General features: G+C 72.5%; 12 protein-coding genes and 1 pseudogene. 5 read left to right on the top strand and 8 right to left on the bottom strand.

From position 1 onward, the window contains the following. Positions 1-188: 188 nt before the first annotated feature. A complete protein-coding gene (locus OG373_RS07390; RefSeq protein ID WP_405436847.1) occupies positions 189-680 on the top strand; it encodes an NADAR family protein in 492 nt (163 codons plus the stop codon). Here the strand turns inward: OG373_RS07390 and OG373_RS07385 are convergent. From OG373_RS07385 to OG373_RS07370, 4 genes and pseudogenes are all read right to left on the bottom strand, one after another. Continuing rightward, on the bottom strand, positions 667-1,128 hold the full coding sequence (locus tag OG373_RS07385; protein ID WP_405436845.1) for a hypothetical protein: 462 nt from the start codon (positions 1,126-1,128) through the stop codon (positions 667-669). The genes OG373_RS07390 and OG373_RS07385 overlap by 14 nt on opposite strands. Positions 1,129-1,256: 128 nt before the next feature. Beyond that, positions 1,257-1,697, bottom strand: a complete 441-nt coding sequence (locus OG373_RS07380; protein ID WP_405443969.1) for a molybdopterin-dependent oxidoreductase — start codon at positions 1,695-1,697, stop codon at positions 1,257-1,259. Between the two features lie 36 nt (positions 1,698-1,733). Continuing rightward, positions 1,734-3,751: pseudogene (locus tag OG373_RS07375) on the bottom strand (molybdopterin-dependent oxidoreductase); the annotation flags it as partial. Next, positions 3,748-4,572: an FAD binding domain-containing protein gene (locus OG373_RS07370; RefSeq protein WP_405436843.1), complete on the bottom strand. Its 825-nt coding sequence runs from the start codon at positions 4,570-4,572 to the stop codon at positions 3,748-3,750. The pseudogene OG373_RS07375 and the gene OG373_RS07370, both read right to left, overlap by 4 nt. 228 nt (positions 4,573-4,800) lie before the next feature. Here OG373_RS07370 and OG373_RS07365 point away from each other — a divergent pair, with 228 nt between their 5' ends. Then, a complete protein-coding gene (locus tag OG373_RS07365) occupies positions 4,801-6,270 on the top strand; it encodes a PucR family transcriptional regulator ligand-binding domain-containing protein (protein ID WP_405436841.1) in 1,470 nt (489 codons plus the stop codon). A 32-nt stretch (positions 6,271-6,302) separates the two neighbouring features. On the opposite strand, the gene OG373_RS07360 is transcribed toward OG373_RS07365, so the two are convergent. After that, positions 6,303-6,701: a molybdopterin-binding protein gene (locus OG373_RS07360; protein WP_405436839.1), complete on the bottom strand. Its 399-nt coding sequence runs from the start codon at positions 6,699-6,701 to the stop codon at positions 6,303-6,305. A gap of 166 nt (positions 6,702-6,867) precedes the next feature. Between OG373_RS07360 and OG373_RS07355 the strand changes: the two genes are divergently transcribed. After that, the gene (locus OG373_RS07355) at positions 6,868-7,230 is read left to right on the top strand and encodes a hypothetical protein (protein WP_405436837.1); all 363 of its coding nucleotides are present in this window, start codon (positions 6,868-6,870) and stop codon (positions 7,228-7,230) included. 78 nt (positions 7,231-7,308) lie between these two features. Further along, positions 7,309-8,061 (top strand): anti-sigma factor, encoded by a 753-nt coding sequence (locus OG373_RS07350; protein ID WP_405436835.1) that lies wholly within the window; start codon positions 7,309-7,311, stop codon positions 8,059-8,061. A 25-nt stretch (positions 8,062-8,086) separates the two neighbouring features. Here OG373_RS07350 and OG373_RS07345 read toward each other — a convergent pair whose 3' ends face one another. Both OG373_RS07345 and OG373_RS07340 read right to left on the bottom strand, forming a co-directional pair. After that, positions 8,087-8,536 carry a GNAT family N-acetyltransferase gene (locus OG373_RS07345; RefSeq protein WP_405436834.1) on the bottom strand — a complete coding sequence of 150 codons (450 nt, stop codon included), beginning with the start codon at positions 8,534-8,536 and terminating at the stop codon, positions 8,087-8,089. A gap of 418 nt (positions 8,537-8,954) precedes the next feature. Then, positions 8,955-10,466 carry a hypothetical protein gene (locus tag OG373_RS07340; protein ID WP_405436832.1) on the bottom strand — a complete coding sequence of 504 codons (1,512 nt, stop codon included), beginning with the start codon at positions 10,464-10,466 and terminating at the stop codon, positions 8,955-8,957. A 199-nt stretch (positions 10,467-10,665) separates the two neighbouring features. Here OG373_RS07340 and OG373_RS07335 point away from each other — a divergent pair, with 199 nt between their 5' ends. Beyond that, positions 10,666-12,732, top strand: a complete 2,067-nt coding sequence (locus OG373_RS07335; protein WP_405436830.1) for a SpoIIE family protein phosphatase — start codon at positions 10,666-10,668, stop codon at positions 12,730-12,732. A gap of 31 nt (positions 12,733-12,763) precedes the next feature. On the opposite strand, the gene OG373_RS07330 is transcribed toward OG373_RS07335, so the two are convergent. After that, entirely contained in the window at positions 12,764-13,519 is a 756-nt protein-coding gene (locus tag OG373_RS07330) for a DUF4118 domain-containing protein (RefSeq protein ID WP_405436828.1), read from the bottom strand. Between the last annotated feature and the right edge of the window lie 69 nt (positions 13,520-13,588).

The following is a 13,588-nucleotide window of genomic DNA, read 5'->3' as shown; positions in this document are numbered from 1 at the left end:
GTACCGGCGTGGTGTACGAGCTGCGGGAAACCGCGCAGGGCCTCATGCAGGGGCCGTCCGGCCCCGTTCGCCCGTGACCGGTGAATCCGGATGACGCCGAGGTGAGGCACCGACCGGGCGGTAAGTCGGTTGCGACCGCAGGCCGGTCCCTGCCACGGTGCGGGTCCCATCCCTGCCACGAGGTTCGTATGACCCTCTACTTCTACGGCGCCGAGGAGGTCCCCTACGGCTGCTTCTCCAACTTCTCCGCACACGGCGTGGACCTCGACGGCCACCGGTGGCCGACCACGGAACACTACTTCCAGGCGCAGAAGTTCACCGGTACCCGCCATGCCGAACTCATCCGCCGGGCCCGCACCCCGCTGCGCGCGGCGGAGCTCGGCCGTGACCGGTCGAAGCCGATGCGGCGGGACTGGGAGCGGGTGAAGGACGACGTGATGCGCCGGGCCGTGGCGGCCAAGTTCCGTACGCACGCCGATATCGGCGCGATCCTGCTGGCCACGGGAGACGAAGAGATCGTCGAGGACACGACGTCCGACCACTACTGGGGACGCGGCCGGACGGGGACCGGAAAGAACATGCTCGGCCGGATCCTGATGCGTACGCGCAGCCGGCTCCTTGCCGAAGCCGGCGCATCGGACGACGGGCGCGCTCGCCGGGGCCCCGTCATCCGGCCGTGAGCCGCGCGTACAGGTCCTGCCCGAAGCGGGTGCGGTACACGCCGTGGACGAGGGTGCCCGGGGTCCCGTAGCCGGTGTGCCCGGGGCTGCGGACCCGGTCGTCCCACTGCGTCACCTCCCGCACGAGTGCTGAGGGGCGCCCCAGGTAGGCCTGTGCGACCTCCGGCAGTTCCCAGGCCCCCTCGACCGTCGAACGCCAGAACACGCGCCCCTGACCGACCACCCACATGCACAGGTCCTCGGTGCTGTCCTCGGACCAGACCTCTCCGTCGACCGTCACACCTTCCGAGAAGTCGACCAGAGACTCGGCGGCCTCCAGGTACGCCAGCGCGTAACCCTCCAGAACGCCTCTCGGCTGTGACTCCAGCCATGACTCCAGAGCGGACAGGCTGGGCCTGGCCGTGTCCAGAACCTCCCAGAACCAGCCGGGAACGTCCTCGGCTTCCATCAAATCCGCCTCAGGGATTGTCCGTTGCTCGCCGTGCCGGTGGCGTCGTGGGGCTGCCGGCGAGCGTAGTGCCCTACGCGGCGCCGGCCCGGAACCAAGGCGTCAAGCTATGCTCCCGCGGGCGGGGCTCAGAGGGCCGGTGCCGCCAGGGAGCCGAACCACACGTGCGTGACGGCGCTGACGTAGCGCGCCCCGCACCGGTCCGAGGGGACCACCAGCTGGGCCCCGGATGCGTCCAGGTCCTGCCCGTCCAGGCGGGTGGCGAGCAGCACCGGGCTGTCGCCGAAGTCGGCGTCCAGTTCGGCCCGGGCGGGGACGGTGTGGTGGCCGTCCCCGCCGCTGACGGCGAGCAGGAAACGCGACCGGTCCTTGCGGCGCCGGGCGTCGAAGGCCGGCCCCGCGCTCGTGACCACGTCGCGCAGCAGTACGCCCTCGAAGACGTGGTGCTGCGGTCCGTAGGTCGCGCAGTCGAACACCGCCTCGGCGCGGTGCTGTTCCCCATCCCGCAGGTCCGCGACGCTCAGCAGGGCCGGCCGGTCCAGGTCGCCGTGCAGCATGAGTTTGGCCATACGAGCCCGATGCCCGGGATCGGCCCTTCCGAAAACGTCGACGGTGGTGTTCAGCGCGCCCGCGGTGATCTGCTTGTGGACGGTGGTGGTGCCGTTGCCGAACTCGGCCGTGCCGACGGCTATGTCGTACGTCCCGTCCCGCAGCAAACTGACCCTGGCGTCGGCGAAGTGGCCGCCCGGGGGACCGGTCGCGATCATCGCGACCGCCGAGCCCGTGCCGGTGAGCCAGCCCTCCGGCACGTCCTCGTGGCTCGTGTCCTCGGCGATGGCCTTGCGGACGACGTCCATGCACTGCTTCATGCCGTACGAGGCGATGAAGAGGTCCGGCTCGTGGCCGATCGGGGTGACCATGTGGTCGCCGGGACCGATGACGTTCTTCTCGCGCAGCTCGAGCGGGTCCGTGCCGAGCCTGATGGCGAGTTCGTCCATCACCGATTCGAGGGCGAAGAGGACCTGACCCAGGCCGTAGCCGCGGAAGGCGCCGGCCGGGACGCCGTTGGTGTAGACCGAGTACGCCTCGACCTCCTTGTTCGGCGCCTTGTAGACGGCGAAGGACTCGCCCACGCTGTGGAACATGACCGCCGGGCCGTGGTTGCCGTAGGCGCCCGTGTTGGAGACCACGCGGATGCGCAGCGCGGTGAGCGTGCCGTCGGCCTTGGCGCCGATCTTGACGGTGATCTTGAAGGGGTGGCGGGTGGTGGCCCCGTAGAACTGCTCGGCCCGGGTGCATTCGAGTTTCACCGGCCGGCGCAGCTTCAGGGCGGCGAGGACGACGATGTCCTCAGTCAGCATCTCCTGCTTGCCGCCGAACCCGCCGCCCACGCGGCCCGCGACGACGCGGACCTCGTCCTCACCGAGGTCGTAGAGGGCGCGCAGGGCCCGCCGGGTCAGGAAGGGAGCCTGCGTGGAGGAGCGGACGGTGATGCGCTCGCCGTCGCTCTCCTCCTTGGGCTCGAAGTACGCGACGCTGCCGTGGGTCTCCAGGCCGGCGTGCTGCACACGCTGGGTCCGGAAGGTCTCCTCGTGGACGACGTCCGCCTCCGCGTACCCCTTCTCCATGTCGCCGAGCGTGTGGTGGACCTCGCCGCACACGTTGTTCCCGGCGCGGAAGATCCCGATTCGGGACCCTTGGGGTGGAGGACGGGGGCGCCCGGCAGCATGGCCTCCTCCGGGTCGATCACGTACGGGAGTTCCTCGTACGTGACGACCACGCGCCGGCAGCCCTCCTCGGCGGCCTGCTCGCTGTCGGCGACGACGGCCGCCACGCGCTGGCCGACGAAGCGGACCACGTCGTCCAGGACCCGGGTGTCCATCGGGTCCTCGGTGGGGTGCTCGTGCCGGGCGGACGAGTACAGCCGGTCGGGGGCGTCGTGGTGGGTGAAGACGGCGTGCACGCCGGGGACCTGGAGGGCGTCCCTGATGTCGATGTCGACGATCCGGGCGTGCGGGTGCGGCGAGCGCAGCAGCTTCATGTGCAGCAGCCCGGGCACCTCGACGTCGAAGGTGTATCGGGCGGTGCCGGTGACGACGAGCGGCCCGGCGGGGGCACCCAGGGACCTGCCCACGGCCTGCCCGGCCTCGGGGCTCTCGGTGTGCTTGATCCCGCGGACCGCGTCCTCGATGGCCCGGTAGCCCGTACAGCGGCAGATGTTGCCCTTGAACGCGCGCGGGAGGTCCTGGAGCTTGCCGTCGTCGTGTGCGGTGCCCTCCTCCGCCTGGAGCGCGGCGGTGGTCATCAGGAAACCGGCGGTGCAGAAGCCGCACTGGAAGCCCTGGGCGTCCAGGAACTGCTGCTGCGCCGGATGGAGTTCGCCGCCCGCGCAGGCGAGGCCCTCGACGGTGGTGACGGAACGGCCCTCGGCGCGGACGGCCGGGTAGAGACAGCTGTGCACCGGCTGCCCGTCGACGTGGACCGTGCAGGCCCCGCAGTCGCCCTGGTCGCACCCCTTCTTCACACCGAACCAGCCGCGTTCGCGCAGGTAGGTGCGCAGGCACTGGCCGGCCCGCGGCTCGGTGTCGAAACGCCGCTTGTTGATCTCGATCTCGTACGTCATCGGTCGTCCTCGGTGGTGAGCTCGCGGCGGATCTCCTCGGCCAGGCGCAGGGCCATGTGGCGTCGCCATTCGGGCAGTCCGTGGATGTCGTCGTACCACTCGTCGGGCCGGACGGCGCTGTCGATCGCCGCGCGCAGTTCGGCGGCGGTGGGCGGCAGCGCGAACCAGAAGCGGAACGGGCGGGTGGTCGCGGCGCTGACCGTGACGGCGAGGGAGCCGTCGGCGGGGTCGCGGGCCCCGATGACGAGGGCGCCGGAGCGCCCGAGTCCGTAGAGGGACGCCTGCCGGAAGGCCGTACGGGAGTCCAGCGCGTTCGGGGGCAGGCGCACGGACCGCAGCAGCTCGCCCTCGCGCAGGTCCTTCACCCCGGCGCCGAGGACGAACTCGGTGACGGGCATCCGGCGGGTCACGCCGTCCTGCCCCTGGAGGAACACGGTGCCGTCGAGGCCGGCCGTGAGGGAGACCATCGGGCCGGCGGGGAGGCCGTTGCAGAGGTTCCCGCCGACCGTGGCCATGTTCCAGATCTTGAAGCTGGCCAGGAAGGCCCGGCAGCACTGCTCGAAGAGCGGGGTCGCCGCGGTCGGCAGGGTCCGGGCGAACCGCGAGAGCTCGGTGATGGTGCAGGTGGCGGCGATGTCCAGGGAGCCGTCGGGCTGCCAGGACAGGGGCGGCCAGCCCATGCGGGAGAGATCGACCAGGCGGCGGATGTGCGGCTGGGGCTCGGAGAAGAGGTAGGTGCCGCCGCCGAGCCAGGCGTCACCGGGACGCCAGGGCTCACGGCGGCGCGCGTCACGCACGTCGAGCACCGTGTTGAGGTCCAATTCGCGCCACCAGCCTTTCCGGCCTGAACAGGGGGGTTTCCGCCAGTGAAGCAACGGGAGCGGTGCCAGGGCGACTGGTCCCGGACACGGAATCGGACGAGTCGGGAACCCTTCCTCCTGGAGGATCAACCAAGAGGCATACCGGGTTCTTCACCTAGCATTTACGATGGCCCGGCCTCTATTCACCTCGCGAATGTGGGCACGCACCCACCGCAGGGAGTCCGCGCCATGCACGTCCTCGACCTGCTCCAGCTCGACAGCCTCGGTCTCAACCTGCTCTGGGGCGAGGAAACCCTTCTCGGCCAGGAGGTCGCCGGGGTCACCGCCACCGACCTGGAGGAGCCCGGCCGGTTCCTGGGTCCGGGAGAGCTCGTCCTGAGCGGGCTGGTGTGGTGGGCCGAGGGGGACGTGACCAAGGCGGACCGGTTCGTCGCAGCGCTGGCCGACGCCGGAGCCACCGCGCTGCTGGCCGGGGAGGAGACCCACGGCAGGGTCCCCGACGAGCTCGTCGCCGCCTGCCGGGCCCACCGGGTGCCGATCGTGGCGGTCCCCGCACGCACCAGCTTCCGTGCGGTGACCGAGGCCGTGTACCTGCGCCAGTGGGGCGACCTGAGCCGCCGCCCCACCCGGCTCTTCGCGCTCCCCGAGAACGTGCGCGGCGAGCTGAGCCGCCTCGTCGAGGAAGGGGCCGGGCCGGACGAACTGCTGGACCGCGCCTGCGCGCACCTGGGCCGGGTCTCCTGCTACCTGCTCACTGCCGGCGGCCGTACGGTGGCCCGTACGCCGTCCGCCCCCGAGCTGCCCGCCCGGCAGGCGTCGGCCGCCCCCGCGCGGGTCGGGGTCTGGCTGCGCATCGAGGCCGAGAGCTCCCCGTACGACGCCTGGCAGCTGCACGTCCCCGACCCGGACGCGGCGCCGCCGCGGGTGCTCCACGAGATCGCCGAGGTGCTCGCACAGTGCCGGAACGCGCAGACCCGCCGGCTCGCCGCCGCCCGGCTCGCCGGACAGGAGCTGATCGGCGTACTGGAGGGGACGGCGGTAGGTCCCGCCCCCGCCGACACCGGGGCCCTGGACGAGGTGCTCGCGGCGGCCGGGCTGCCGGTGGGCGGCTCGTACCGGGTGCTGGCGGCGACCTCGGGCGACGCCCTGGCCGAGGCGCTCAGCCACCTGGACGGCGCCGCGTACGCCGTGGGGCGGTCGGTGGCGGTGCTGCACGAGGACCCCGCCACCGCAACCGTCGTGGCGGACCGGCTCCGTGCACTGTGGCCGGTGCTCCAGCAGTGCGGGGGAGCGCAGAGCGACCTCCGGTTGGGCCTCGGGACGCGGGCCGAGGGCCTGGAGGGGCTGCGCGCCTCGCTCGGCCAGGCCAGGTTCGCGCTGACCGCCGCGGACGAGGCGGTCCCGGTGCGCGGGGTCGAGCAGCTCGACACCCTCGGGGAGCTGATGGCCGGGATCCCGCCGGAGGTGCGGGCGGTGTACGGGACGCGGATCCTGGGTGCGCTCGGCGACGGGATGCTGCGGGAGACCCTGGAGGTCTTCCTGGCCAACAACTGCTCCTGGGCGCGCACGGCGGAGGCCCTCCACCTGCACGTGAACACCGTGCACTACCGGATCGAGCGGGTGGAGGTCCTGACGGGCCGTGACCTGTCCCGCCTCGAGCACAAGTTGGACCTGTACGCGGCGTTGCGCTGCGCCTGACCGGATGCCGGGGGAGGGGGCAGGGGCCGGGGCTACGGGAGTTCGATGTGGACCTCGGTGGACTTCACGCGGGCCGTGACGGTCGACCCGACCGTGATGCCGGGCTCCTCGACCGACTCCCGGGTCACCAGGGACACCACGCGGTGCGGACCGGACTGGATCTCCATCCGGGCCGCCACGTCGTCGAGCCGTACGGAGGTGACGATCCCGGCGAAGGAGTTCCGTACGGAGGTCACGACGGCGCCCGGCGGCAAGGGGTGCAGCCCGACGGCCCGCTCCTTGGCGAAGGCGGCCAGGGCCGCGCCGTCGACGGCCCGGGACCCGTCCGGTGCGCGGTGGGCGGGCAGCCGTCCCGTCTCGGTCCATCGGCGGACGGTCTCGGGACTCACGCGCAGCAGTCGGGCGGCCTGCCCCATGGAGTACGACGGCACGCCCGCAGCATAGGCGGTGGCGCGCCGGCGGCGACGTCGAGGCGTTTTGTAGTGCTGTGAGGTTTTTCCAATCCCTCACCCCGTTGGTGGCGAATCCCTGATGAGGCTCCTGAGGCAGAAGGGGCCGCCGAACCGACCGTCCGAGGGAAGGAAGGAGGTGAGTGCGATGACCGGTTCACTGACCGCCCGGCGTCTGATCGTCGGGGCCGCGTCGGCCGGGCTCCTGGCCGGTGGGTCGCTGCTGGGCCTCTCCGGCACCGCGAACGCCGCACCGGCGGCGTCCGCCGCGGTGAGTTCGTCGCTCACCGGTGACCACGACCGGGACCGGGACCGTGACCGCGACCGTGACCACCGCCAGAACCGGTGGGACCGGTGGGACCGCCATGACCGTCACGACCGGTGCACCTGGGTGAAGGGGCACTGGGAGGCGAAGTGGCACCACGGCAACTGGCACGACGGCTGGTGGGGCCAGAGCTACGCGAAGTACCACTGGGTTTCGGGCCACTGGAACTGCCACAGCACGTGGTAGCGCCGAACCGGCACCGCGGGGTTCCGGGGCCGCAACCCCGGAACCCGTCCGCGATCACCGGACGCAGGGGGTGACGACATGAACCGGCGCCGGGCCGACCTCCACGCCCTCGCCGCGGCCTACGCACTGGACGCGCTGGAGGCCGGCGAACACGAGCTGTTCACCGCGCACCTCGACCGGTGCGAGGAGTGCAGCCGGGAAGTGGCCGAGTTCCGGGCCACCACCGCACTCCTCGCCGCCGCCGTGAGCCGCCCGCCGCCCGCCGGCATGAAGCGGCGGACCCTGGCAGCCGTCGACGGAGTCCGCCAACTCCCGCCCCGGAGGCCCGTCACCCGGTTCCCGGCCCTGACGCACGGAGCACTGCGGCGCAGGACAGGAGTCCTCGTCGCGGCCGCGAGCCTGGCCGCCGCCGCGCTCTTCGCCGGCCTGGCCGCCCGGCAGTACGAGGAGGGCCGCCGCTACGAACAGCAGGCCCGGCAGATCGAGCAGCGCCTCGACACCGTCGGCGCGGTCCTGGCCGCGCCCGACGCCCGCGCGACGTACGGCCGGACCAGCAACGGAGCCTCCACCGCCATCGTCACCTCGGCCCTGCGCAACCAGGCTCTCTTCTACGCCAGCGGCCTGCCGACGCCCGTCCCCGGCACGACCTACCAGCTCTGGCTGGACCAGGGCGGCACCATGCGCCCGGCCGGTCTCCTCCACCGGGACGGCACCGTCCTCCTCGACGGCGACACCGCCGACGCCGGCGCGGTCGGCCTCACCCTCGAACCCACCGGCGGATCCTCCCGCCCCACCACGGCTCCCCTGCTCCTGCTGCACCTCCCGGCCTGACCACGGCGGTGGCGGTGGCGGGGGCTCAGGGGGTCATGTCGTAGGTGACCCACATGGTCCGCGTGGCGACCTGGTCGTACTTGGCCCGCGCCCGGTGGTTGTCGTCGGCGGTGATCCAGCGGACCACGCTCCAACCCCGCTCGGCCGCGAGTGCGCGCAGGGCGCCGAGCAACTGGTCGGCGGCGCCCGAGCCGCGGTGTTCGGGAGCCACGAACAGGTCGTCGAGGAAACAGCCGACCGTCGCGGAGAGGGGACGCGCGAACGGACGGTAGTGGGCGAGGCCCAGCAGCCGGCCCTCGGCGTCCTCGGCCACCAGGGCCTCGACCTCGTGGCCGGGGTCGGTCACCCACGACCACACGGTGGCGGCCGCCTCGTCGGTCTGCTCGACCCGGTAGAAGTCGGCGTAGCCGCGGTAGAGGGCGCGCCACTGTGCGAAATCCCCGGCCCGCACGGAACGCACGCTGATGTCGGACATAGGACTGGACTCCCGTGATCGAAGGTTCGGTGCAGAGCATCGATCATGCGGGAGTCCGGCGGGCCCGGCAGGTGCCGGGGTGTCGAAAACACGGCCCCCGCCGCGCCACGATGGAGTGCGGCCCGATGGCGAAGCCCTGCGCGCCGAACACGGCGATCGGCGCGCAGGGGCTTCCTGCACCTGGTCCCTCCACGACTGCGAGAGCCGCCGAGCAGCCCGGAGGGTGGTGGCCACGGCCGGTCAACCAGGAACCGCACGGAGCGGCTCCTGGTTCCGGGCACGGAATCGAGCCGCTCCGGCCTGATTCGGCACGGTGGATCATCCAAGAGGCAAAACTGCTTCCTCGATATGCATCTGCCAGGTGGGTCGGCATCCTGCCCTTGCTGATGCCGTGAGGATCCGCGTCCTCGATCCCCGGTCAGCCGGCCTTCAGACGGCGGCCGATCTCCTCGGTCATACGGCGTTGGAGCTCGGCCAATTGCTCGTTCGTGTAGGCCGTCAGATCGCCGGGATCCCCCGGGTTCTTCGCGCCCGCCTGCTGCTGTTTCTCCTGCTCACGGCGTTTGAGCTCGGCTTCTTCCGGTGAGCCGGGCGCCGCGAGGGCACACCGGATGAGCGCCCCGTCGGCCGCCTTCAGACAGGTCGCCTCACGGCCGCCCACCTGGCCCCTCCCCTCCACCCGGTAGCGGACGTTCTGCTCGCTGCCGACGGTGGCCGTCCACGTGCCGCCCCCGGTGGGGACCACCTCGAACACCTCGTCGTCGTTGTAGCAGCAGACGTCCCGGTACTCGGCCTTGATCAGCGCGACGAGAGCCTTCGGGGACGACCAGGCCGGATCGAGGCGGTGGACGGTCATGGGCGCGAGCCCGCCGCCCTTGTGGCGGGTGGGCACCGTGGAGACGGCCACGACCGAACTGGCCTCCCCCTGCGGTGTGAGCGGGGTGACGTACGCGCTGCGTCCGGCCTCTTCGCGGTACCGGAGGGTGAACTCGGACTCGTTGCCCTCGTTGGCGCCGTCCTCGGAGGCGTCCCAGCCGTTGCGCTCGAACCACCAGTCGCTGAAGCCGCCCACCGCGGCCGTGCCCTCCCGCTGGCGGGCCGCGAGGCTGATCGGATAGGAGGGGCCGGGAACGGCGGAAGTGTCGGTGGTGAGGGTGAGTTTTCCGGTCCGCCCGTCGTAGAGCGCGACACCGGCGGGGCGCTCGGTCACGACGAGCATCCCGGTCTGTCGCTTGAGCGGGACGACGACGACGGGCGTGCCGCCCGAACAGGTCACGTACGCGTCGTCGGCCTCGAACCGTACCCAGCGCTTCCGGGCCGAGATCTTCCTGCCGAGATTGTGGGTGAACCAGCCACTGATCCGCGCGTCCGCCACGGACACGTCGAACGCGCAGCGCTCCTGGCTGCGGCTCTCGCCGCCGAGGGGCACGTCCTGCACGAGGCCCACCTCGTACCCGGCCAGCCAGCCCCGCCGCTCGACCAGGGTGGCGAACCGGTCCGAGTCGGGCAGGTAGGTGATGTCGGATATCTCGCCGGTGACATCGCCCAGGTGCGGGGCCGCCTGGGCCTTGCCCGCCACGTACGGCACCCGGGCCGTCAGGGCGGGCACCGGCTCGCTGACGACCCGCGCCGTGGCCATGTACGCACGGTCCTGGAGGTACGAGCCGTACACCAGCCAGCCGACGGTGAGGCCCAGCCCGACGACGGCACCCAGGCACCCGAGGACGACCCCCGCGTCCCCGGAGCCCGAGCCGCGCCCGGCGCGCCGCCGCAGCAGTCCCACCACCAGCCAGCCCGCCGCGGTGCCGGCCGCCGCCAGCAGGGGCAGGGCGAACCAGGCGAAGAGTTTCCGCAGCTCCCAGACCGCGATCGTCGTGTAGTACGAGGCGTACCAGAGCGCGAACCCCAGCAGCAGAACCACGATCCCCACGCGCAAAGCCCGACCCATCAGCGCCCCCGCCCCTCGGCCCCACGACAGTCCGTCCGATTCTCCACCCCGGACCGGAGCGTGTCACCGGTGTTCCGGCGGCGACCTGGACCCGGGCGGAGGCCGGGCGGCTCCTGCCGCGCGAGATCGGGGGTGTCCGCATAATGATGTGGAGGGAACGGCCTGCGGAAGGGGACGTCTCGTGCCAGCGGCTCCGCCGGGGGGCGAGGAGGTCCACGGCCCGATCTGGTCCGAGCCGGGACCGCTGCTGGAGCGCGTGCCCGTGGCCGTCCTCGGCATCGACGAACACGAACGCGTCTGCTACTGGGGGCCCGGCGCCCGTGACCTCTTCGGCTACGAGCCCGGCGCCGTCCTCACCCGGCCCGGCGCCGTCCTCTTCGCCGATGCCTCCCGCGGCACGTCCGCATCGTGCTCCCGGCTGACGGAACAAGGCCGTACGCAGGGCTACTGGCGGGGCCGGCTGACGGCCCGGCACCGTGACGGCACGGCCTTCGACTGCGGCTTCCGGTCCTTCTCCGTGACCGGATCCGGCGGCCCCTCGGTGGTGATGGTCCTGTCGAGCCGCAGCGACGAGCTCGACCGGGTCAAGACCAACCTCGCCTTCCTCGACGCCCTCTTCGAGACCTGCCCCATCGGCCTGGTCATGATCGACCAGGACCTGCGGTACATCCACCTCAACCAGGCGCTCGCCGACATGGACGGCCTGCCGATCGAGGCCCACCTGGGGCGGCGCATGGACGAAATCATGATCATGTCCGACGGCGGCGAGTACGAGCGCATGCTCCGCGCCGTCGCCCAGGGCGGAGCGCCCGTCGTGGGGACGCTGGTCGGCGTCCGCCCGCGCGGGCATCCGGACCGCGACCAGGTCCGGTCCGTCAGCTTCTTCCCGTTGAGCCGGGCCGTGGGCACCCGCTCCGGCGTGGGCGGGCTGATGATCGACGTGACGGACCGGGAACGGGCCATCCTGGAAGCCACCGCGAGCCGTCGCCGGCTGGCCCTCCTGGACGGGGCCTCCACCCGGATCGGAACCACCCTGGACGTCAACCTCACCGCCCAGGAACTCGTCGACGCGTCGATGCCGGACTTCTGCGACGGCTCCGTCGTCGAGATCGTGGAATGGATGGACGAGACCGAGGACTTCGACCCGGCGCGCCCCCTGTTCACCCGCCGGATCGCCTCCGGGACGACGCTGCCCGCTCCGGCCACCGAGCTCGTCAGCGGAGTGGAACGGGTGCGGTACCCGCCGGGCTCCGTCATCCACGACATGCTGCGCACCGGCCGCGCCATCTCGGCCGTGGTGGACGAGGAGTTCCTGGCCCGGACCGTCGTCACCGAGTCACGCACGAGGATCATGGGCGAGAGCGGGGTGGCCTGCATCCTCGTCGCCCCGCTCGTCGCCCGGGGCACCGTCCAGGGCATCGCCATGTTCGGCCGGTCCGCCGCCCGTCCGCCCTTCAGCGAGGAGGACGTCAGCCTGGCCGGCGAACTCGCCTCGCGCGCCGCGATCTGCCTGGACAACGCCCGCCTCTACAGCCGGGTCCAGGACATCGCCCTCACCCTGCAGCGCGCCCTGCTGCCCACGACGCTGGCGGTCACCCCGTACGTGGACGTCGCGCACCGGTACGTGCCCGGCAGCCGGATCACGGAGGTCGGCGGTGACTGGTACGACATGATCAACCTGCCCGACGGCCGGGTCGTCCTCGTCGTGGGCGACGTGATGGGGCACGGGGTGTCCGCGGCCGCCGCCATGGGCCACCTCCGCATCACCACCAAGGCCCTGGCCCGGCACGACAGCGAGCCCGCCGACCTGCTCGGCGAACTCGACGTGTGCGCCCAGGAGGCCGGCATCGAGCTCGCGACCTGCCTGTACCTCGTCTACGACCCGCGTACCGGGCGCGCCCGCCTCGCCAGCGCCGGCCATCCGCCGCCCCTGGTGCTCCGGCCGGACGGCACGGTGCAGACCGTCGACGAGGTCCTCGGGGTCCCGCTGGGCGTCGGCGGCTGCCCGTTCCGGACCACCGAGATCGAACTGCCCGAGAACGCGACGCTCGCCCTGTACACCGACGGCCTCATCGAGGTCCGGGGGCGGGACATCGAGGCGGGACTGGACGCCCTGCGCGCCGAACTGAGCGCGGGTGGCCGGTCGTTGGAGGAGATGGCGGACCGCATCCTCGCCGGCCTGCTGCCCGAACCGCCGACCGACGACACGGTCCTGATCCTCGCCCGCGTCCACCGCGAGGCTCAGTGAGCCGGACCGGGCCCCGGCGGGACGCCCCGGCTCAGCCCCGGTGGGACACCCCGGCCGTGTCCAGCGCCGCGCCCGCCAGGGCGGCCAGTGCGACCGCCACCGAGCGGGCCTCCTCGGGCGGCAGCGGGCGCCCGGGGAACGGGTCGAGGAGGAAACGGCCGTAGTAGTGCCCGCCCCCGACGGCCCGCAGCTCGGTCTCGCCGTCCGGCCAGTCGGCGTACCCGGTGACTTCGCCGCCCCGCCGCAGCCACAGACCGCCGCCGTGCTCCAGCCGCGGCCGGTGCCCGATCAGGGTTCCGTACTCGAAGCGGCAGCCGCGCAGCCCCAGTACACCGATCAGCTCCCGGCGGACGAACTCGACCACCGCATCCGGTGCACCGCCCTGCTCGGCCAGCCGGGCGGTGCCCTGGAGGCTGGACAGGTGCGCGGCGCCGGTGACCACGACCGCCTGCAGCCGTCGGGCGCGCACGGCCGACTGCGAGACGATCAGCCCGACGACGAGCAGCAGGACGGCCGTCTGGATCTCGTCCCGGTCGGCGAGGGTGAACGGCCGGTAGGGCCGGGCGAGGAGGAGTACACCGAACCAGCCTGCCGCGGAGAGCGCGGCCAGGGCCGCGGCGGCGCGCGTACCCGAGGCGGCGATCGCGACGACGGCGACGACCAGGACCAGGGCCTCGTTCGTCGTGGACAGATGCGTGCGGAAGGGGACGAGCGCCAGCGCCACGAGGAGGGGTACGACGAGGGCCCCGATCAGGGCGGCGCGGTCGTGCAGTCGGTACCCGGGCATGTGATGCCTCCCGTCCGGAGGTGACGATCTCGACCAGAGCCAGATGTCCGAGGGCAGACTGCCCACGGC

It is taken from the genome of Streptomyces avidinii (assembly GCF_045161815.1).
In the GTDB taxonomy this organism is placed as follows: Bacteria; Actinomycetota; Actinomycetes; order Streptomycetales; family Streptomycetaceae; genus Streptomyces; species Streptomyces avidinii.
The sequence above is the reverse complement of the archived record's forward strand: the minus strand, read 5'-3'. Positions and strand labels throughout refer to the sequence as shown.